We start from the raw sequence: 20,629 nt of genomic DNA, 5'->3' as shown, positions 1-20,629 counted from the left end.
TCACCGCAGATGCGGCGCGACCTCAACTGGATCGTCCGGGACGGCGAGCGGGCCAAGACCCACCTGCTCGAGGCGAACCTCCGCCTGGTCGTCTCCCTCGCCAAGCGCTACACCGGCCGCGGCATGGCGTTCCTGGACCTGATCCAGGAGGGCAACCTCGGTCTGATCCGCGCGGTCGAGAAGTTCGACTACACCAAGGGCTTCAAGTTCTCGACCTACGCGACGTGGTGGATCCGCCAGGCCATCACCCGTGCGATGGCCGACCAGGCCCGCACCATCCGCATCCCGGTGCACATGGTCGAGGTCATCAACAAGCTCGGCCGCATACAGCGTGAGCTGCTCCAGGACCTGGGCCGCGAGCCCACGCCGGAAGAGCTGGCCAAGGAGATGGACATCACCCCGGACAAGGTGCTGGAGATCCAGCAGTACGCCCGGGAGCCGATCAGCCTCGACCAGACCATCGGCGACGAGGGCGACAGCCAGCTCGGTGACTTCATCGAGGACTCCGAGGCCGTCGTCGCGGTCGACGCGGTGAGTTTCACGCTGATGCAGGACCAGCTCACCAGCGTGCTGCAGACGCTGTCCGAGCGGGAGGCCGGTGTGGTCCGGCTGCGCTTCGGCCTCACCGACGGCCAGCCGCGCACGCTGGACGAGATCGGCCAGGTCTACGGGGTCACCCGCGAGCGGATCCGGCAGATCGAGTCCAAGACGATGTCGAAGCTGCGCCACCCGTCGCGGTCGCAGGTCCTGCGGGACTACCTCGACTGACAGCGGTTCCCCGGGCCCTTCGCAGGGCGGATTCAACGGGTCCTTGCAATACCGCCTCGGTTCTCGGTGGTGAGTAGATCACGCAGACGCTCGGCTGGGCTCGCCCAGCCGAGCGTTTTGCATGCATGATCAGGTCCCCCTCCCGATGGCCGGGGACCGCGCGGCCGGCGGCTTCGGCCGGGCGGTCGCTGAACCTCACCATCGGGTCGACGAACCGGGGTCGGCGCTGTTCAGGACGACGCCGGGCCTGCGGCGGGTTCGCCCGGTGCGCAGGGCGTGCGCGTCGCCGGTCCCGACCCGTCCCGCTGATCCACGCCGACCTCCCGCCGGCCCGAGTCGTCGACCAGCCGTCTCCGATCAGCGCGAGGAACCGCGATCTCGCCTCGCGCGTGCGCCCCGGTCGGGTTGCGCCGGACCAAGCCCGCGGCCGCCAGGATCCGGCGGGCGGCATTGTGACCGAATCCGGCAGATCGGGCGGCCGCGCTCACGCTGGCCGCCGGCTCGGACTCCGCGATCACCCGCCGGCGCAGCCCGTCGTCGCGGGCCCTTTCCCGTGTCCGCACACCCTCCCCGGGTCTAGGCTCGGCCCCGTTGCTCCAGAACGCCGGCGACGTCCCCGGTGAACCGTCGCCGCACCGTCCGTCGAAAGGGTCTCCGGGATGTCCACACCCCCCGTGAACGGCGCCGCGCACTACCTGGCGGCCGGTCCCGGTGGCTGACCCCGGTGGCGTGACCGCGGCGCTGCTCGCCCTGGGCCACGACGTGCGCGACGACCGGGCGCTGGCCGAGCAGATCTGCCTGGCCTGCGTCGCCGGCCTCGACATCGACGGGGCGGCGATCTCGATGCACACCGCGAGCCCGCTGCGCGAGACGCTGTGGGCCACCGACGCCACCGCCGAGCTGCTGGAGGAGCTGCAGTTCACGCTCGGCGAGGGCGCCTGCATGGACGCCGCCCGCAGCGGGCGTCCCGTGCTCATATCCGACATCGCGGACGTGGCGCAGACGTCGCGGTGGCCCGTCTACGCCGAGGCGGTGGTCGAGCAGACCGGCGTCGGCGCCGTCTTCGCGCTGCCCCTGCAGTGGGCGACGATCAACCTCGGCGTGCTCGACCTGCACCGGAAGGCACCGGGGCACCTGACCTCCGCCGGGCTGAGCGACGCCCTGGGCGCCGCCGACGTCGGGGCGCTGATGCTGCTCGGGCTGCGCACCGACCCGGGCGAGGACCGCGTGTGGGACCGGTCGTGGGGCGACCGAGTGGAGATCCACCAGGCGACCGGCATGGTCGTGGCCCAGATGGACGTGAACGCGACCGATGCCTTCGCACGGCTGCGGGCCTACGCTTTTGCCGAACACCGGCTTCTGGGCGACGTGGCGCGCGACGTGGTGGCACGGCGGCTGCGTTTCACCGAGGACACCTGACCGCCATGGTGCCCCTGATCGGGAGGACGGGAATGAACGAGGCGGGACGCGACCGCGAGCGGTTGCTGATCACGGCGTTCGTCGGGCTGGCCGACACGCTCGTGGACGACTACGACGTCATCGACGTACTGGATCGGCTTGCCGGCTACAGCGTCGAGCTGCTCGCCGCCGACGCGGCCGGCATCCTGCTCGCCGACGCGCAGCGGAACCTCCACGTCGTGGCGTCCACCAACGAGCAGACCGAGTGGATGGAGCTGCTCCAGCTGGAGGCCGGCGAGGGCCCGTGCGTCGAGTGCTTCCGCTCGGTCTCGGCCGTCAGCGTCGACGACCTCGACGCCGCGCGGGAGCGGTGGCCCCGGTTCACCGCCGGGCTCGCCGACCGCGAGTCCTACCGCTCGGTGCACGCGCTGCCGCTGCGGCTGCGCGGCGAGCCGATCGGGGCGCTGAACCTGTTCCTCCGAACGGCCGGGCCGCTGCCTGCGGCCGACCTCGCGCTCGGGCAGGCGCTGGCCGACGTCGCGACCATCGGGATCCTGTCCGAGCGCGCCATCAACCGCGGCGAGGTGCTCACCGAGCAGCTGCAGACCGCGCTCAACAGCCGGGTGATCATCGAGCAGGCCAAGGGGGTGCTCGCGGAGCGCGGCGCCCTGGGCATGGACGCGGCGTTCGACCGGCTGCGCGGCTACGCCCGCGACCACAACCTGCGGCTCAGCGACGTGGGCCGCCAAGTCGTCGAGTCCGGTCTGGCCACGGAAGTGCTGACCGAGCGCCCCGGCCGCAGGACCGCGTCCCGGCGGTCCTGAGCGGGTCGCCCGCTCAGCCGGCCGCCTGCCGTACGACGAGCAGCGTGCAGGTCGTGTGGTGGATCAGCGCCTGGCTGGTGGAGCCCAGCAGCATGCCGCTGAACCCGCCGTGGCCGCGGCTGCCCACCACCAGCAGCTGCGCGCCGGTCGCGTGCTCCAGCAACCTCTCGACGGGCCTGCCCCGGGTGAGGACGCGCCGCACCGCGACGTCCGGGTACTTCTCCTGCCACCCGGCCAGGCGCTCGGCCATGACCTCCTGCTCCTCCTGCTCGGCCCGCACCCACTCCGCGTCGAGCCTCCGGGCCGGCGCGGCGCCGGCCGCCCCGTCGGGGGCGTACTCCAGCCAGGCGTGCACGGCCACGAGCTCCGCGCCCCGCCACGACGCCTCGTCGAAGGCGACCGCGACCGCGGCGTCACTGGTCGGCGAGCCGTCGACACCGACCACCACCGGTCCCGCCGTGGGCGCGGCGGCGTCCGGTGCCGGGCCGCGGACCACCGCCACCGGGCAGTGCCCGTGCGCGACGAGCGCGACGGCGGTCGACCCGACGAGCATGCCGCGGAACCCGCCCGTCCCGCGCGATCCGAGCACGAGCAGGTGGGCGCCGTCGGTCTGCTCGACCAGCGTCGGCACCGAGGCGGCGGTCTGCAGGTCGAGCGCCACGCCCAGCTCCGGGTGCGCCGCGCGGACCGCGGCCTCGACGTCCGCCAGCACGCGCGTCCCGGCGGCCTCGATCTCGTCGAAGTAGCTCTGGGGAGGGGCCATGCCCTCCGCGCAACCGAACGCGTAGCTGTCGGTCGCGAACACCAGGCGCAGCGGACGGTGCCGCTGCGCGGCCTCGTCGGCGGCCCACAGCGCGGCATGGAGAGCGGACGTCGAACCGTCCACCCCCACGACGATCGGGCGGTTGACGGCAGTGGTGCTCATGTGGTGGCCCTCCAGCTCGGTGTCCAGCCGACACTAGGGACGCGGCACGTCCCCGCGCTGCTGCCGTTGGACCCTTCCGCACAGGTCCTCGGGTCACTCGGGGAGCGATTCTGCCCGCACCGCCGCGGGCATGCTGGGGTCGTGGTCATCGGCCTGCTCTTCGCGCTCTGCGCCATGCTGCTGAACAGCGTGGCCGGGCTGCTGCAGGCCGAGGGGACGCGCCGGGTGGGCGCACGCCGGCCGTTGATCACGCAACCGACCTACCTCGCCGGCCTGGTGATCGACCTGCTGGGCTGGGTGTGCACCGTGGTGGCGCTGCGACACCTGCCGGTGTTCGCGGTGCAGGCCATCCTCGGCGGCACGATCGCGGTGACGGCACTGGCCTCCCGGGTGCTGTACGGCTCGCGCCTGCGGCACCTCGACCGCATCGCGATCGGCGCCTGCGTGGTGGGGCTGGTGCTGGTGGCCGCCGGAGCAGGCACGAGCACACCCGAACCCGCCTCGGTCACGGCGTACGCCTGGCTCGTCGCCGCGATGGCGGTGCTCGGCGTCGCCGCGGTGGCGCTGTGGCGGACCGGGTGGGCCTGGGCGCTGGCCGTGGTGGCCGGGCTGGGCTTCGGCGGCACCTCGCTCGCCATCCGGGCCGTGCAGGTGCCGCGCACCGGGTCCGGGGTGGTCGCGCTGCTGAGCCAGCCGGCGCCCTACCTGATCGTCGGCTTCTGCGCGATCGGGCTGGCCTGCTACTCGCGGGCCCTCGCTCTCGGCAGCCTGTCGCAGGTCACAGCGCTGTTCCTGGTGACGGAGGTGGTGGTGCCCGGGGTGATCGGTGTCGTGCTGCTCGGTGACACCGTCCGGGACGGCTGGTACGTGCCCACCGCGGTCGGGCTGCTCCTGGCGGTGTCGGGCGTGATCGTGCTGGCCGGCTCCCCCGCCCAGGCACCGCCCCGGCGCCGGCGCGTGCTCTGAACGGACCTCACCGACGCCGCGGAGGTCGCCGACTGCAGGCCGGTGAAGGTGGTGGACGACGGGATCGGCCTGCGGCCGGGCTCCCGGCGCAGCGGCCTGGCCGACATCCAGGAACGGGCCGCACACCACGGGGGGACACCGACGATCGCGCCCGGCGGCCCGGCGGGCACCCGGCTGGCCTGGAGGTTCCGATCCCGTAGCCGGATCTGTCGGCGACACCGGGCCGCCCTAGGATCCGCGAAGTGATCCCGATCGATCGGACGGCCGTTGTCTGAGCCCACCCCGCAGCCCGGAGCCGACACCGCGGCGGCGGTCATCCCCGCCGAGCAGGCACCACCGCAGCAGGTCGGCCGCTACGACGGCAGCAGGCCCGGCCCCCACCGCACCGGCACGGCCGCGCTCGCCCTGGGCGCGCTGGGCGTGGTGTTCGGCGACATCGGCACGAGCCCGCTCTACGCGGTGCAGACCGTGTTCACCGAGGACGGCGGCCGGGTGCCGGCCCAGCCGGCCGAGGTCTACGGCGTGATCTCACTGATCTTCTGGGCGATCACGATCATCGTCTCGGTCAAGTACGTGTCGTTCATCCTGCGCGCCGACAACGACGGCGAGGGCGGGATCATGGCCCTCACCGCACTGCTGCGGAAGGTCGACCTGCACAGCCGCCGGAACAAGGTCCTCCTGGTGACGCTGGGGGTGTTCGGGGCATCACTCTTCTACGGCGACGGCATCATCACTCCCGCCATCTCGGTGCTGTCGGCCGTGGAGGGCGTGAAGGTGGCCGCGCCGGCGCTCAGCGACTTCGTCCTGCCGATCACGATCACGGTGCTGGCCGCACTGTTCGTCATCCAGCGCTACGGCACCGGGCTCGTCGGGAAGCTCTTCGGCCCGGTGATGCTGCTGTGGTTCACGCTGGTGGCACTGGGCGGGATCGGCGGCATCATCGGCGACCCGGCCATCATCGAGGCGCTCTCCCCCACGTTCGGCGCGCAGTTCCTGCTCACCCACGGGTCGCTCGCGTTCTTCGCGCTCGGCTCGGTGGTGCTGGCGGTGACCGGCGCCGAGGCCCTCTACGCCGACATGGGCCACTTCGGCCGGAAGCCGGTCACCTGGGCGTGGTTCCTCGTCGTCTTCCCCGCGCTGACGCTGAACTACCTCGGCCAGGGCTCGCTGATCCTGCGCGATCACTCCGCCGTCGCCAACCCGTTCTTCCTGCTGTTCCCGGCGTGGGCGCGGCTCCCGATGGTGGTGCTCGCGACCGTCGCCACGATCATCGCCTCGCAGTCGGTGATCTCGGGCGCGTTCAGCGTCACCCGGCAGGCCGTGCAGCTGGGGTTCCTGCCGCGCATGAGGATCCGGCACACCTCCGAGCACGAGATCGGCCAGGTCTACTCGCCCGCGATCAACTGGGGCCTGTTCGTCGCCGTGGTGGTGCTGGTGCTCGGGTTCGAGTCGTCCGCGGCGCTGGCGTCGGCCTACGGCGTGGCCGTCACCGGAACGTTCGTCCTCAACACCATCCTGTTCCTGGTCGTGATGCGCACCCTGTGGCACCGGCCCCGCTGGGTGGTGGCCCTCGTCGGCGTCGTCTTCCTCGCCACCGAGGTCACGTTCTTCGCGGCGAACCTGTCGAAGATCGTGCACGGCGGATGGCTCCCGCTGCTCGTGGCGGCCGTGGTGTTCACGATCCTCACGACGTGGCAGCGCGGGCGCACCATCGTCACGCGCAACCGGACGGAGGCCGAGGGGCCGCTGCCGGAGTTCGTGGAGCACCTGCGCACCCTGGACCCGCCGGTGCAGCGCGTCAGCGGCACGGCGGTGTTCCTCAACGCCAGCCTGGGCACCACGCCGCTCGCGCTGCGCGCGAACGTCGAGCACAACCACGTGGTGCAGGAACGTGTGATCATCATGAACATCGAGGTCGGCAACGTCCCGCACATCCCCGAGGACCAGCGCCTGTCCACCGACGACCTCGAACCCGGCGGCGGCCCCGACCGTGACGGCATCAGCAGCCTGCAGGCCCGCTTCGGCTTCCAGGACGAGACGGACGTGCCGGCCACGCTGCGGCTGGCCGTCCGGCAGGGGCTGCTGCGGGCCGAGCATCTCGAGGAGGTCACGTACTTCCTGTCGCGGATCACGGTGGTGCGCTCCCCCGAGCCCACGATGCCGGCCTGGCAGAAGCGGCTGTTCCTGACGATCGCGCACAACTCGGCGAACCCCGCCGACTACTTCGGGCTGCCGTTCGACCGCTGCATCTCCCTGGGGGACCAGATCCCGGTCTGAGGGGGGTGGACGACGGTCCCGTCCCCTGGCCGGCACCCGGTCTTCACCACCGCGTGGCCACGGATACGGTGGGCAGCCACCGACCGGGGGCGATGCAGTGATCACCATGAACAAGCAGCGGTGAACAGCGACGACGAGCGGATCGCGCTCTTCCTCGACTACGAGAACCTGGCCATCGGCGCCCGCGACGGGCTGGGGGTCGCGCCGTTCGACCTCGGGCCAGTGGCCGACGCCCTGGCCGAGCGCGGACGGGTGGTGGCGCGCCGCGCCTACGCCGACTGGTCCTACTTCGACGAGGACCGCAGGCTGCTCGCCCGCGCCCAGGTGGAGCTCATCGAGATCCCCCAGCGGATGGGCGCGTCCCGCAAGAACGCCGCCGACATCAAGATGGCCATCGACGCCGTCGTGCTCGCGTTCGAGCGCAACTTCATCACCACGTTCGCGATCGGCACGGGCGACTCCGACTTCACCCCGCTCGTGCACAAGCTGCGCGAGCTGGACAAGCGCGTGATCGGCATCGGTGTGCAGTCCTCGACGTCGGCGCTGCTGCCCCCGGCCTGTGACGAGTTCCTCTTCTACGACCGTCTGCCGGGCGTCGAGCCGACGCAGGCCCCGCGCCGTCCCGCCCGCCGCACCCGCCCGGTGGCAGCCTCCCCGGAGCCGGTCACCACACCGGCCCCGGCACCCGAACCGGAACCGGAGCCGGCCGCGGAGGAGCCGGCGGCGCACGTCGAGTACCGCGACATCGGCTCGCTCGTCGCGCAGACCCTCACCGGCCTGCAGCGCCACGCCGACGGCCCCGTTTTCGCCTCGCGCATCAAGCGCGCGATCCTCCGCAAGGACCCCACGTTCGACGAGGCCGACCACGGCTACCGCGGCTTCGGCGAGCTGCTGCGCAACCTGGAGAGCCAGCACGTCGTCGAGCTGCGCAAGGGCAGCGCCCAGGGCGATCCCGAGGTGACGCTGCCCCACGACGAGTCGGCCGACAGCGACGCGTTCCGGCTGCTCGTCGACGTGGTGGGCAGCCTGCAGACGCCCGCGTCGGGTCCCCAGCTCAGCGGCCTCAAGGACCAGATCCGCAAGCGGCAGCCCGGGTTCAGCGAGAAGCGCTACGGCTTCAACACGTTCCTGTCCTTCGCGAAGGCCGCGCGGGCCCGCGAGCTCGTCACGATGGACTGGGACGACGACAGCGGCGACTACTACCTGCGCGTCCCCGACTGACGTTCCCGGCGACCCGGGCGTGCCCCTCGCCCACCAGCGCCGCCGATACGCCCGGACCGGCCGGTACGGGCGGATCGGGCAGACGCCGCAGCACGGCGCGGACGGCGGGCGACGTGTGCTCGTGCCGCCACCGCGGCTCCGCCGGGCGACCGCAACCGCCGCTCGGGACCGCGCGCCCGGCGCCGATCGGCCCGGGTCGATGCCCACCCCGCGCCGAGCCGACCCGGCGCGGCACAGGGCTCGCGTTCTGTCGGTGCACGATGCGAACATCTGTTCGTGTCCGTCTCCGGCCTCCCCGCCGCCACGATCCTGCACGCCGACCTCGACGCCTTCTACGCGTCGGTCGAGCAGCGCGACCAGCCGCGGCTGCGCGGCCGGCCGGTGATCGTCGGTGGCGGGGTGGTGCTCGCGGCCAGCTACGAGGCCAAGGCGATGGGGGTCCGCACCGCGATGAACGGCAGGCAGGCCCGGCAGCTCTGCCCGTCCGCGATCGTGGTGCCGCCGCGGATGGCGGCCTACTCCGAGGCCAGCAGGGCGGTCTTCGGCGTGTTCGCGCAGACCACCCCGCTGGTGGAGGGCATCTCCATCGACGAGGCGTTCCTCGAGGTCGGGGGCCTGCGCAGGATCGCGGGGTCGCCGCTGGACATCGCGGTGCGGCTGCGGCGGGAGGTGCTCGACCAGATCGGGCTGCCCATCACGGTGGGCATCGCCCGCACGAAGTTCCTCGCCAAGGTGGCCAGCGGGGTGGCCAAGCCCGACGGGCTGCTGCTGGTGCCACCCGACGGCGAGCTCGCGTTCCTGCACCCGTTGCCCGTCGAGCGGCTGTGGGGCGTCGGCCGGGTCACCGCGGGCAAGCTGCACGCGCTCGGCATCCGAACGGTGGCCGAGGTGGCCGATCTCGGCGAGGCGGCGCTGGTGTCGTTCCTGGGCCGGGCTGCGGGCCGCCACCTGCACGCGCTCGCCCACAACCAGGACCCCCGCCCCGTCACCCACCACGCCCGGCGGCGCTCCATCGGGTCGCAGCAGGCCCTCGGGCGAGGCCTCCGCAGCCCGGAGGAGCTCGACACGATCCTCGCCGGCACGCTCGACAGGCTCGGCCGCCGCCTGCGCGCGGGCCACCGCACCTGCCGCACGGTGATGCTGCGGCTGCGGTTCGGTGACTTCACCCGCGCCACCCGGTCCCACTCCCTGCCCGAGGCCACGGCCCACACGGCCACGCTGCTCGACGCCGCGCGCGAGCTGCTGGCCGCGGCGCTGCCGATGATCACCTCCCAGGGCATCACGCTGCTGGGGGTGTCGCTGGCCAACCTGGAGGACGACAGCACGGTGCAGCTCGCGCTGCCGTTCGACGCGCAGTCGGGCCCGGCGCTGGACGTCACGCTCGACGCCGTGCACCAGCGCTTCGGCACCCGGGCCGTCACGCGCGCCACGCAGCTCGGCAGGCGCCCGGCGCTGGAGGTGCCCCTGCTCCCCGACGACGCGTGAGCCCGATCGCCGCTGGGCTCAGGCCACCGACGCCGTCGAGAACCCCGCCTCCGCCAACCCGGAACGCAGCGTGCACAGCACCCGCTTGCGGGTCGGGCCGATGCTGCCGGTCGGCATGAGCAGGTCGCGGGAGATGTCGGCGTAGGAGGGATCGGGGGCGTAGAAGAGCGCGTGCACGAAGTCCCGGCGCCCCGGCGGGAGCGTCGCCACCACCCGCGACACGGCGTGCCGGACCTCGCCCCGGATCACCACGGCCTCCGGGCCCGGGTCGGCCGCCGGCGGCTCCATCGCGTGGATCGGCATCGGCTCCTCCCGGCCGAGGCGGCGCAGCGTCGCCAGCGCCTCCCGGCGGCCGATCGACGCCAGCCAGCCTCCCAGCCGCTCCGGCTCGCGCAGCGCGTCCAGCCGCTCGATAGCCCGCAACCAGGTGTTCTGCACGGTGTCGGCGAGGTCGGCGTCGGACAGCCGGTAGGTGCGCGCCACGGCCCGCACCATGCCCTCGTAGCGCGCGACGATCTCGGTCCAGGCGTGGGCCTCGCACGTGCGGGCGGCGCTCACCAGCTCCTCGGTGGTGCTGCTGTCGCGGGGCCGGGGCACAGCGCGCCGTCGCGCGGTCGTGCAGCGGTGGGTCGAGGCCGGATCGGAGTGGGTCATGCTGACTCCCGGGGCGACGCGCTCAGGAAAAGCCGGATGCCCACCGTGTCTCACCGGACTTGCAGGAACCTTGCACACGCCACCTGTAGGCCTCCGACCTGTGAGATGCCGCAGGAGCAGCGGGTCACGGCGACGAGGGCGGCCCGGCCAGCGCGTACACGATGGCGGCGTCGGCGTCGATGCGGGCCCGTTCCGCAGGGTTGCCGTCCGGTCGCTCCGCGACGAGCGCGAGCACCTCGTCGATCACGGCGCGGGCGCGGGTCGTCTGCCCGCACTCGGCCAGCGCCAGCGAGAGCCGCCGCGCCGCCAGCACCGTGCTGCCGTGGGCAGGCCCCAGCGCGGACCGCAGGACCGACCGCGCACGGGTCTGCACCTCGACCGCCTGGTCCAGACGGCCGGCGTCGGCGTAGGCGAGACCGAGGTTGGTCAGGGCCATCCCGACTCGCGAGTCGTCGACGCCGAGCACCCGCTCGAGCAGCCGGACGGCCCGGTGGTGCGCGTCGACGGCCTCGGTGGACCGGCCCTGCAGGCGCAGCGCGTAGCCGAGCTTGTCCAGCGCCTGGGCGGTGTCGGGATGATCGGGGCCGCAGGCGAGGGTGAACGCCGCGATCGCGGTGCGCTGCAGTTCGATGGCCTCCACGACGCGGCCGGCGTCCTGCTCCACCATGCCGAGGCCGGCGGTGGCGTGCGCCCAGTCGCGGTGCTCGCGCTTGCCCTCTCGCTCCAGCAGGACCCGGCCGGACCGGAACGCCTCCCCGGCGGCGTCGAGCCGCCCCGCGCCCCACAGCGTGTACCCGAGGTCCACCAGAACCGGGGCGACGAGGTCCTCGCGTCCGGCCCCGCGCAGCACCCGCAGGGCCCGCTCGTGCGCGTCGATGGCCGCGCCGGCGTCGTCGGCGCAGTTGAGGACGTGCCCGAGCCGGTTGTAGGCGTGGGCGAGCACCACCGAGTCGGGCGACGCGACGGCGGAGAGGATCCGGACGGCCTCACGGTGCAGCACGAGCGCGGGGGCCAGGTGGCCCGCGGCGTCGAGCACCTCGCCCAGCCGGCAGGTCAGCTCGCCGCGTCCCAGCGGGTCGCCCGTGCCGCCGTGCAGGCGCAGCGCCGCCCGCAGCACGTGCTCGGCGGCCGGGTAGAGCGCGCGCTCCGCGTAGCGGCGGGCCAGGGCGTCGAGCGCCTCGACCAGGCCCCGCGGCACGCTGTCCAGCGTCTCGGCGTGGGCGGCGAGGCAGATCAGGTGCGCGTCGATCCCCTCGTGCCCCACGCCGTCGGTGTCGGTCTGGGCGAGGCACATCGCGGCGGCGCCGGCGAGGCGCAGGCGCCGCATCGACTCGGGCAGCCGGGCCCGCACCACGTCCTGGACGAGCCGGTGGATGCGCAGCACCCCGGCCTCGCGGTCGACGAGCGAGAGCCGCATGAGCTCGGCGAGCACGTCGTGCAGGTCCAGCTCGTCGCCGGCGAGCGGCCGCAGCATCCCGACGTCGATCGCGTCCGGGGAGAGGAACGCCAGCGTCTCCAGCATCTCCGTCGCTCGCGACGACCGGCCGCGCAGCCGGTCGAAGGCCAGGCCCCACGTGGTGGCGACGGTCGGCCCGGACGCCGACGTGTCGCGCAGCAACAGGCTCGCGCGCCGCTCGCGGAACAGCCGGACGTAGTCGGGCAGCGACATCCCCGTCTGCTCGATGTACGCCGACGCCTGCTCCAGGGCCAGGGGGAGGTCGCCGAGCAGCTCGGCGAGTTCGGCGGCCTCGGCACAGTCGTCGCCGCCGGTCCGGGCCGCCACGTAGGCGACGGACTCCGGCCGCGCCAGGGGCGTCACCGGCAGCGGGTGCGCGATCCGCCGCCAGGCCGGGTTGCGGGAGGTGATGACGACGTCGCCGTGTCGGGCGGCGGGCAGGAACGGCTCCAGCTGGGCGGGGTCGTCGGCGTTGTCGAAGACGATGATCCAGCCCGGGGTGCGGTCCAGCTCCGCCCAGAGCGCGGCGCGGGTGTCCTCGCCCCGCTCGAACGGCGCGATGCCCAGCGCCACCGCGAGATCGCCGAGCCCGGCCGCGGTGCCCACCGGGTCCTCGGCCGCGATCCACCAGGCCACCCGTGACTCCCGCAGCCGACGGTGGGCCAGCTCCAGAGCCAGCTCGGTCTTGCCGATGCCCGCCAGCCCCGTGAGCGCGACGGCGCGGGGCCGCCGCTCGTCGTCGTCGAGCGCGGCCTGCACGCGGGCGAGCAGCGCGTCCCGCCCGACGAACGAACGGTTGCGCGGCGGCAGGTGGGTGGGCAGCACCGATCCGTCGGCCAGGGCGAGGGGTTCCTGCGCCAGCACGGCGGCGTGGATCCGGCGCAGCGGCGGGGCGGGGTCGACGCCGAGCTGGTCGGCGAGGGCGCGGCGGCAGCGCTCGAAGGCCGCCAGCGCGTCGGCCTGGCGGCCGGCCGCGTACAGCGCCCGCACCAGCCGGACCGCGACGGACTCGCGCAGCGGATCCCGGGCGGCCAGCTCCTCGAGCAGCACGACGTCGTCGGCCGAGCGGCCCAGCCGGGCCCGCGCGTCGGCGAGGATCTCCCCCGCCACGACCCGCAGCTCCTCCAACCGGGCCGCAGCCGGGGCGAGGAAGTGGGAGTCGCGCATGTCGCCGAACGCCGACGGTCCGCTCCAGCGGGCGAGCGCGGTCTCGAGGATGCCCTCGGCGGCGGCGTCGTCCCCGCGGGCCAGCGCGCGGCGGCCCTGGGCGACGTCGGCCTCGAACAGGTCGGAGTCGACCGCGATCACCTGGCGGTCGAGCACGTAGCCGCCGGCCCGCCGCGGGATGGCTGTGGACCCCAGCAGCCGGCGCAGCCGCGACACGTAGGCGTGCACGGAGGCGACCGTCGAGTCGCTCGACCGCTCGCCCCAGATGTCCTCGACGACCTGCTCCGCCGACACGACGTCGCCGTCCCCGGCCAGCACGCGGGCGAGCACGGCCTTCTGCCGACGCCCGCCGAGCGGCACGTCACTGCCCTCGACGGTGGCGGCGAAGTCGCCACAGACGCGGAGCACCAGTGCCGGTGCTCGCTGGGGGTGGGGGCGGCGGTCGGCCCCGGTCCCACCCTGTCGTCGGTTCACCGCTCGCTCCCGGATCGCGTGCTCGGAGGGCAAGGCTGGCGTGCCACCCGCGAGGTCGTCAACGCGCCGAGTATCACCGCGCGCCGATTACGACTCTTCAGGCGTAACCGGACCACGCACCCGGTAGAGCAGTTGTCCGCATACGCTCGGCCGTCTGGAGGAACCCGCATGCCGGACGTCCGAATCGTCCACGCCACCTTCGACGCCCTGCCCCGCGTGGTTACCGGCGACCCGCACGACCCGGGTGTCGAGCTGCGGGTGCCGTTCCGGGTCGAGCACGACCCTGCCGCGCGGATCGTCTCGTGGGAGCTCGAGGTCACCGTCGGTGGAACACCCCGCGCCGGGGTGGAGGCCCACCGCGTCACACCCGAGCTGGTGGCGGAACTGCGCGAGCGGATGGCCGCGCCCGGCCAGTTCGACGTCGAGCACGTGCCGCCCTACCTCGACATGGCCGACCGGATGGGGCCGGGCGTGACCTACCTGGAGGGGCGCGTGCCCGGGCTCACCGAGGGTGCGTCGGTGACCTACGCGCTGCAGGTGTCGGCCCGGCTCGGCACGAGCGGGCCCACGGTCGCGCGGTCGGGCGACTTCACGACGTGGGCGGTGCTCCCTGCGTTCGGCCCCGGTGACGTGCTGGCCACCCACATCCCCGCTCCCGGACGGGCGATGGAGGCCTGGGTGCTGCACCACAAGCGCGTGGCGGCCCTCGACCTCGTCCGCGTGGACGTGGTGGCCCTGGACGCGGATCCCGCGACCGTGCCCGCGGACCTGCTCGACCTCGTGGTCACCATCGGCGCGCGCACCGTCGACCTGCGCGCCCTCGACCCCGCCGCCCTGCCCTTGGTCAGTACGGCCGCCGACTCGGTCATCATCGCCGTACCCGTCGACGGTGACGCCGTGCCCGCGATGGCCGTCACGTGCCGGGGCGCGGCCCCGGTGGCCGTGGACCCGGCCGCTCCGGCCGGACGCACGCGCGTGGCGTTCGTCAACTTCGCGATCCAGGGACTCAACGACTACTTCGCGTCCCCGGACACCGGCTACGACCCGCCCCGCACCTACGCCCAGGTGACGATGCGCGACGAGAGCGCCACCTTCAGCAGCCGCCCCGGCAGCCGCGAGGACCACACCGGCGACGGCTACGCGTTCACGCTCGACGCCCACCGCCGCTACGGGATCCGGCAGATGTGGGCGATGAACGGCGGGCTGCTCGACCTGCTCGCCCACGACTGCCCCGACGACGTCGCCGCCATGCGCAAGGACGTCGCGGACGGGCTGATGGTGCCGGTGGTCGCCGGCTTCGGGGCGCACCGGCTGCCCTACTACTCGGCGGCCACCAACCACGACGCCATCACCTGGGGCGCGCGGGTGATGGACGAGATCCTCGGCGGGCACAGCCCCGTCTACTACCCGGACTCACGGATCGTCACCGCCCACGACAACGTGGCCGAGGCGCTCATCGGCGCCGGGGTGCAGTACCTCGTGGTCGACGCGGGCCAGAGTGAGGGCAGCGCCGACAACAGCACCGTCGTCGCGGACGTGGTGCCCCCGATGGGCGTGACGAGCGGCGGCCGCTGGCTCGACTGGCAGTACGTGTGGTGCGACCGCCGCACCGGCATCAAGGTCCTGTTCATCGACCCGGAGATGAAGGACGGGCTCTACGGCGCGTCCGACCGGGACGCAGCGCGCGGCAAGGTCTCGCTCGACATGCGGCGCAAGTTCATGGAGCTCGCGGCCCAGCCCGTGCTGCGCCGCGACAACCTGCTCGTCTACAGCGACGACGCCGACAAGGCCAGCGGCAACGGCTGGTTCGACGGTGTCTACGACGGCAGCGCCGTGCCCTACAACCGGCTCTACCAGGCAGCACTGTCGTGGATCCGCGCCCACCCGTGGGTACAGGCCGTCACCACCGACGACCTCACCGCCGCCGACTGCGTGGGCGAGCTCGACCTCGTCTCGGCGTGCGACCCGTGGATCACGCGGCACTGGCGGCTGCCCGGTGTGCCCGTCGACCCGGACCTCGGCCTGGCCTTCGACACGTGGGTGACGATGTGGCGCGAGGTGCGGTCGGCGTGGCTCGGGGAGACGCTCGGCGCCGTCTCCGACCGGGCCGAGCGCGCGCTCGCGGCCCGCCCGCCGTCCAACCGGCTCGACGAGCTCGCGCGCCTGTACTTCACGCTGTGCCTGCACGAGTCGCAGTGGTCGAAGCGGGCCCGCCAGGGCGACGGCGACGACCCCGCGTTGTTCACCGGCCCCGAGGACTTCGTGGTGGCCGAGTCGCTGCAGCTGCGCAACGCCCACGTGTTCCTCGACGCGGCGGTGTGGGCGGACTGGGCGGCCACCGGTCCCGCGCCCGTCTCGCACCGTGACGACGGGCCGGTGATCGAGCAGGTGGCGGCGCGCGAGGAGCAGGTGGACGCGGCTCCCCCGTGGCGGTCGCCGGGTGCGGCGGGGCTGCACTGGGACCACGACCCGCTGCCCACGACGATCCTCTACAACACCGAGGCGCTGGTGGTGGTGGACCTCAACGGGGGCCGCATCACCCACCTGTTCGCGATGGTCGACGGGCACCCGTGCTCGCTGTCGGGCACGTTCAAGGCCTACCAGTTCCTCGACGTCGACTGGGCCTCCGAGGCGGGCATCAAGTGCGACGGCATCGTCCTGCAGAACACGGTCTGCACGCCCAACCACGCCTACGTGGCGTCCGACACGGCGGCCGCCGGCGGCACGATCGGAGCGGGCGCTCCCGACGACACGATCTTCGACTGGTACTACCCCGACAACTTCAACGCCTACCGCGTGACCGGGGGCGACGACTCGTCGGTGACGCTGGTCTACGAGGACGGGGCCCACGACGACGGCGTCGGCGACCGGACGCCCGTCACGCTGGAGCAGCTCGACGCCCTGCTCGTGGAGGACCGCGAGAGCAGGCTCGCGGGGGGGCCGGGGGTCGTCCTGCACGACACCGCGACCTTCGGCGCGTTCCGCAAGACGATCCGGCTCGAGGGCCGCACCGTGCACGTCTCCTACGAGGGCACGCGGCCCGGACACGTGGTCGCCAACGAGTTCTGCGTGGACCTGTGGGCGGCGGCCGTCCGCGGGCAGCGCCAGCAGCCGGCCGTCACCGGGAGCACCGCCACCGTCACCAACGCGGCAGGCCTCGCCGTGTCCGTCGAGCTCGGGTCGGGGTGCGCGTTCAGCGCCGCGACGGTGGCCCCGGCCGACCCGCCGACGACGGAGACCCTGCGCCTGCACCGGGTGATGACCGACAGCCTGGAGGTCGTGGCCCCCGGTGGCGGCGCGTTCGACTACCGGATCGTGCTGCCCTGAGGAATCACGCTGCTCCGAGAATCGCGCTGCCCGAGGACAGGCAGGGGCCCGCGGATCAGGTGGCGTCGAGATCGACGGGGGGACGCTCCCCCGCGGCGAGCACCTGACCGGCAGCGGGCACCGGGGGTGCCGTCACGGGCTTGACCACCGCGACCGGGGCGGGCTCCGGGGCGTCGAGCAGATGCCGCATCACCGCGGCGCGCGGGTCGCGCAGGCCGCGCAGCTCCTGCAGCGGCGCGCGCAGGTCGGCCAGCGGCTTCCGGAACTGGTCGAACTCGGGCCCGATCTCCCGTTGCAGCTGATCGCTCGCCCCGGCCGCGAACGCCTTCACCTGCCGGATCGTGCGGCCCAGCCACTCGGCGGCGGCGGGCAGCCGCTCGGGCCCGAGCACGAACAGCGCCACGACGACCAGGACCATGATCTTCTCGATGCTCAGGTCGAACATCGAGGAACTAGCCGACCTTGTCGGTGTTCACCGGGGCGGCGGCCGGGGCGGGCGCGGGCGTCGCGGGCGGGAGCGCGGCGGCCGACGCCTGCGGGGCCGCGGGAGCCTGCTCCTCGGGGGCGTCCGGGTGGAGCTCCTTCACCTCGGACTTGAGGATCCGGGCCGAGCGGCCGAGGCTGCGCGCGGCGTCCGGGAGCCGCTTGGCCCCGAACAGCAGCACCAGCACCGCCACGATGATCAGCCAGTGGGTCGGGCTCAGAGCGCCCATGATTCACACCTCTCCTCGACGAACCGGGACGTCACGACACGGCGTGTCCTTCCCGTGCGTGTCCTCCTGTGAACGAAACTACGGCCCCCGAGGTTCGGAAATCCACTACTCCGCGACCCCCAACCTGCAGCGTGCGGGCGCGTTTCGGACAGACGACGCGTACCGGGCACCCCGGGTTGCCGACCGCGCCCGGGAGGCAGAACGTCACGCTGACGCCATCGTGGGCGCCAGACGGAACGCCTGGAGAAGCCATGACCACAGCAGCGCAGACACCGGCCCCCGGCGTGGTCCGCAGCCTCATCCCCGCCCGCATCGACCGGTTGCCGTGGTCACCGTTCCACACGCGGATGGTGGTGGCGCTCGGCGTCGCCTGGATCCTCGACGGCCTGGAGATCACGGTCGCCAGCTCCGTCACCGACGTCCTGACGAAGCCCGAGACGCTCGGCCTCTCCTCGGCGGCCGCCGGGCTGGTTGCCACGGTGTACCTCGTCGGCGAGGTGGTCGGGGCGCTGTACTTCGGGCGGCTGTCGGACAAGCTCGGCCGCCGCAAGCTGTTCATGATCACGCTGGGCGTCTACCTGATCGGCAGCGGCCTCACCGCCCTGACGCTCGGCAACGGTGCGGGCTGGGTCGGGTTCCTCTACCTGACGCGGTTCATCGCGGGCATGGGCATCGGCGGCGAGTACTCGGCGATCAACTCCGCGATCGACGAGCTGATCCCGTCGCGCTTCCGCGGGCGCGTCGACATCATGGTCAACGGCACCTACTGGGCTGGCGCGATCATCGGCACCCTGGGCAGCCTGATCTTCCTCAACGTGCTGAGCGTGAGCATCGGCTGGCGGATCGCGTTCCTCATCGGCCCGGTGCTGGGTCTCGTGATCCTGTTCGTCCGCAGGCACCTGCCGGAGAGCCCGCGCTGGCAGGTCATGAACGGCCGCGAGCGCGAGGCCGAGGAGTCGATCACCTACATCGAGCAGGAGGTGGCGGAGGCCGGGGTCAAGCTGCCGCCGGTGGACGAGAGCAAGGCCATCGACCTGCAGCCCACCACCGACATCGGATACCTGGCGCTGGTGCGGGTGCTGTTCCGCGACTACCCCTCCCGCGCCGTGCTCGGCGCCTCGTTGATGATCTCGCAGTCGTTCCTCTACAACGCGATCTTCTTCACCTACACGCTCGTGCTGGGCAAGTTCTACGGCGTCGCCTCGACGTCGGCACCGCTGTTCCTCATCGCGTTCGCGGTGGGCAACCTGGCGGGCCCGCTGACCATCGGGCACCTGTTCGACACCATCGGCCGCAAGAAGATGATCGCCGGGACGTACCTGATCTCGGGTGTGCTGCTGGCCGTCACGGCGTTCCTGTTCAACGCGGGCGTGCTCAATGCGGTGACGCAGACGATCGCCTGGTGCGTGATCTTCTACTTCGCCTCCGCCGGGGCGAGCGCGGCCTACCTCACGGTCAGCGAGATCTTCCCGCTCGAGGTCCGGTCCAAGGCGATCGCGGTGTTCTTCGCCATCGCGCAGTGCTTCGGCGCGCTCGGCCCGGTGATCTACGGCGCGCTCATCGGCGACGGCTCGCAGCCGATCAGGCTGTTCTACGGGTACCTGCTCGGCGCCGCCGTGATGGTCGCGGGCGGCCTGGTCGCGTACTTCCTCGCCGTCGACGCGGAGGGCAGGTCGCTGGAGGAGATCGCGACACCGCTGTCGGCGGGCGGCCGGAGAGGGCCGGGCTTCACCCGCGCCGAGGGATCGGCCCAGCCCCGCTGATGCACGGGCACCCCTGAGATCGGTGCGACACCACCGCCCGGACTCCGCGTGGGACGGGCTCGCCGGGCACGTGCGTGGGACACTCGCCACGTGGTGTGGCGGGCGAGGCTGGCGGAGCTGCGCACGACTCTGACCGGCGTGGACCCCGGGCTGGTCCGGCTCCGGCTGGGCGGGATCGCGACGGCGTCGATGGCGCTCTCGGTGCTGCTGATGTCCGGGGTGCGGGCGCTGACGGGTGAGCCCGTCACCGTCGTGCTCATGGCCGCCGTGCTGTCGATGAGCAGCAACCTGGCGGTCAACGAGCCGGACATCGGGCGGCTGCGGGTCACCACCGCGCTCATGACGCTGCCGGCGCTGGCGTCGGTCACTGCGGGCACGCTGCTGGCGCCGCACCGGATCGTCGCGGACGTCGTGTTCGTGGCCGTCATGATCGCCGCGGTCTGGATCCGCCGCTACGGCCCGCGCGGCAACGCGCTGGGCATGGCCGCGATGATGGGCTACTTCTTCACCCAGTTCCTCAGGGCGTCGGCGGAACAGATCCCGTTCCTGCTGGTGGCGGTCGTGGTGGGCATCGGCTCCACCCTTCTGCTGCGCGGGTTCGTGTTCCCGGAGCACGCCGGGCACACCGTCGAGCGGATGACCCGCGCCTTCCGCGCCCACGTCCACGGGTTGGTCGAGGGGGTCGGGGACGTCCTGCGGGCCGATCCCGGTGACCGCGACGACGCGCTCAAGGACCTCACGCGGCGGCGCGTCCGCCTCAACGAGACCGCGCTGCTGGTCGCCGACCGGCTGGAGCAGCAGCGCGAGGAGTACCCGGCCGCCGACGGCACCGCCGAGCCCGACGGGCAGGAGCAGCAGGACGCCGTCCCCCGGGACACCCCCGACCCCTTCGAGTTGGACCTGCTCGACGCGGAGCTCGCCGCCGAGCGGCTGTCCGTGGCCGCCCGCCGTCTCGTGCTCGACGACCGGCCGCCCGCCGAGAACGTCCTGCGCCCGCTGCTGGCGGGGCTGCGGTCGCTGGGGGCCGCCACGGCCACCGGCACGCCCCGCGCGATGGTGCCGACGCTGCTCGACGGGGCGCGCCGCAGCGTCGCGTCGCTCGTGGCGGAGACCGACGGGCTGGGCGACCGCGCGCAGCGGGTGGCGTTCGCGATCACGCGGCTGGCCGGGGCACTGGGTGCGCCGCGGCTCGGCGCCGGCAGCGGGCTCGA

The 20,629-nt window shown here is 73.3% G+C and carries 14 protein-coding genes and 2 pseudogenes; 10 read left to right on the top strand and 6 right to left on the bottom strand.

What is annotated here, in order from left to right; translation table 11 throughout:
• Positions 1–768: RNA polymerase sigma factor RpoD (gene rpoD, locus JWR81_RS10215; protein ID WP_297649843.1), on the top strand; the 768-nt coding region annotated here is incomplete at its 5' end.
• Positions 769–892: 124 nt separating this feature from the next.
• Here the strand turns inward: rpoD and JWR81_RS10210 are convergent.
• Positions 893–1,050 (bottom strand): annotated as a pseudogene (locus JWR81_RS10210) (IS30 family transposase); the annotation flags it as partial.
• 447 nt (positions 1,051–1,497) lie between these two features.
• Between JWR81_RS10210 and JWR81_RS10205 the strand changes: the two are divergent.
• Both JWR81_RS10205 and JWR81_RS10200 read left to right on the top strand, forming a co-directional pair.
• Positions 1,498–2,187, top strand: a complete 690-nt coding sequence (locus JWR81_RS10205; protein WP_297649841.1) for a GAF and ANTAR domain-containing protein — start codon at positions 1,498–1,500, stop codon at positions 2,185–2,187.
• A 32-nt stretch (positions 2,188–2,219) separates the two neighbouring features.
• Positions 2,220–2,990, top strand: coding sequence for a GAF and ANTAR domain-containing protein (locus tag JWR81_RS10200; RefSeq protein WP_297649839.1), 771 nt, complete (start codon positions 2,220–2,222; stop codon positions 2,988–2,990).
• 13 nt (positions 2,991–3,003) lie between these two features.
• On the opposite strand, the gene JWR81_RS10195 is transcribed toward JWR81_RS10200, so the two are convergent.
• Entirely contained in the window at positions 3,004–3,915 is a 912-nt protein-coding gene (locus tag JWR81_RS10195; protein ID WP_297649837.1) for a universal stress protein, read from the bottom strand.
• A 141-nt stretch (positions 3,916–4,056) separates the two neighbouring features.
• Between JWR81_RS10195 and JWR81_RS10190 the strand changes: the two genes are divergently transcribed.
• The 4 genes from JWR81_RS10190 (at position 4,057) to dinB (ending at position 9,864) form a co-directional block, all read left to right on the top strand.
• The gene (locus JWR81_RS10190; RefSeq protein ID WP_297649835.1) at positions 4,057–4,881 is read left to right on the top strand and encodes a hypothetical protein; all 825 of its coding nucleotides are present in this window, start codon (positions 4,057–4,059) and stop codon (positions 4,879–4,881) included.
• Positions 4,882–5,148: 267 nt separating this feature from the next.
• Complete coding sequence (locus JWR81_RS10185; protein ID WP_297649833.1) at positions 5,149–7,158, top strand: potassium transporter Kup; 2,010 nt, start codon at positions 5,149–5,151, stop codon at positions 7,156–7,158.
• Between the two features lie 120 nt (positions 7,159–7,278).
• Complete coding sequence (locus JWR81_RS10180) at positions 7,279–8,379, top strand: NYN domain-containing protein (RefSeq protein WP_297649831.1); 1,101 nt, start codon at positions 7,279–7,281, stop codon at positions 8,377–8,379.
• A 276-nt stretch (positions 8,380–8,655) separates the two neighbouring features.
• Complete coding sequence (dinB, locus tag JWR81_RS10175) at positions 8,656–9,864, top strand: DNA polymerase IV (RefSeq protein WP_297649829.1); 1,209 nt, start codon at positions 8,656–8,658, stop codon at positions 9,862–9,864.
• Between the two features lie 18 nt (positions 9,865–9,882).
• On the opposite strand, the gene JWR81_RS10170 is transcribed toward dinB, so the two are convergent.
• Together JWR81_RS10170 and JWR81_RS10165 are read right to left on the bottom strand one after the other, a co-directional pair.
• Positions 9,883–10,518, bottom strand: coding sequence for a sigma-70 family RNA polymerase sigma factor (locus JWR81_RS10170; RefSeq protein WP_297649827.1), 636 nt, complete (start codon positions 10,516–10,518; stop codon positions 9,883–9,885).
• A 124-nt stretch (positions 10,519–10,642) separates the two neighbouring features.
• Positions 10,643–13,615: a BTAD domain-containing putative transcriptional regulator gene (locus JWR81_RS10165; RefSeq protein ID WP_297649825.1), complete on the bottom strand. Its 2,973-nt coding sequence runs from the start codon at positions 13,613–13,615 to the stop codon at positions 10,643–10,645.
• A 168-nt stretch (positions 13,616–13,783) separates the two neighbouring features.
• Between JWR81_RS10165 and JWR81_RS10160 the strand changes: the two genes are divergently transcribed.
• The gene (locus JWR81_RS10160; protein ID WP_297649823.1) at positions 13,784–16,942 is read left to right on the top strand and encodes a hypothetical protein; all 3,159 of its coding nucleotides are present in this window, start codon (positions 13,784–13,786) and stop codon (positions 16,940–16,942) included.
• 55 nt (positions 16,943–16,997) lie between these two features.
• On the opposite strand, the gene JWR81_RS10155 is transcribed toward JWR81_RS10160, so the two are convergent.
• Positions 16,998–17,387 (bottom strand): twin-arginine translocase TatA/TatE family subunit, encoded by a 390-nt coding sequence (locus JWR81_RS10155; RefSeq protein ID WP_297649821.1) that lies wholly within the window; start codon positions 17,385–17,387, stop codon positions 16,998–17,000.
• Positions 17,388–17,394: 7 nt separating this feature from the next.
• Positions 17,395–17,655: a Sec-independent protein translocase subunit TatA gene (gene tatA, locus JWR81_RS10150; protein WP_297649810.1), complete on the bottom strand. Its 261-nt coding sequence runs from the start codon at positions 17,653–17,655 to the stop codon at positions 17,395–17,397.
• A 251-nt stretch (positions 17,656–17,906) separates the two neighbouring features.
• Here tatA and JWR81_RS10145 point away from each other — a divergent pair, with 251 nt between their 5' ends.
• Both JWR81_RS10145 and JWR81_RS10140 read left to right on the top strand, forming a co-directional pair.
• Complete coding sequence (locus JWR81_RS10145; protein WP_297649807.1) at positions 17,907–19,418, top strand: MFS transporter; 1,512 nt, start codon at positions 17,907–17,909, stop codon at positions 19,416–19,418.
• 90 nt (positions 19,419–19,508) lie between these two features.
• A pseudogene (locus JWR81_RS10140) lies at positions 19,509–20,629 on the top strand (hypothetical protein); the annotation flags it as partial.

Source organism: Pseudonocardia sp. (assembly GCF_025965585.1).
In the GTDB taxonomy this organism is placed as follows: domain Bacteria; phylum Actinomycetota; class Actinomycetes; order Mycobacteriales; family Pseudonocardiaceae; genus Pseudonocardia.
The sequence above is the reverse complement of the archived record's forward strand: the minus strand, read 5'-3'. Positions and strand labels throughout refer to the sequence as shown.

Excerpts from the sequence above, each read along its gene's own strand:
- JWR81_RS10155 (WP_297649821.1), bottom strand. The coding sequence starts at position 17,387 with ATGTTCGACCTGAGCATCGAGAAGATCATGGTCCTGGTCGTCGTGGCG.
- JWR81_RS10200 (WP_297649839.1), top strand. The coding sequence starts at position 2,220 with ATGAACGAGGCGGGACGCGACCGCGAGCGGTTGCTGATCACGGCGTTC.
- JWR81_RS10170 (WP_297649827.1), bottom strand. The coding sequence starts at position 10,518 with ATGACCCACTCCGATCCGGCCTCGACCCACCGCTGCACGACCGCGCGA.
- JWR81_RS10145 (WP_297649807.1), top strand. The coding sequence starts at position 17,907 with ATGACCACAGCAGCGCAGACACCGGCCCCCGGCGTGGTCCGCAGCCTC.
- JWR81_RS10195 (WP_297649837.1), bottom strand. The coding sequence starts at position 3,915 with ATGAGCACCACTGCCGTCAACCGCCCGATCGTCGTGGGGGTGGACGGT.
- tatA (WP_297649810.1), bottom strand. The coding sequence starts at position 17,655 with ATGGGCGCTCTGAGCCCGACCCACTGGCTGATCATCGTGGCGGTGCTG.
- JWR81_RS10160 (WP_297649823.1), top strand. The coding sequence starts at position 13,784 with ATGCCGGACGTCCGAATCGTCCACGCCACCTTCGACGCCCTGCCCCGC.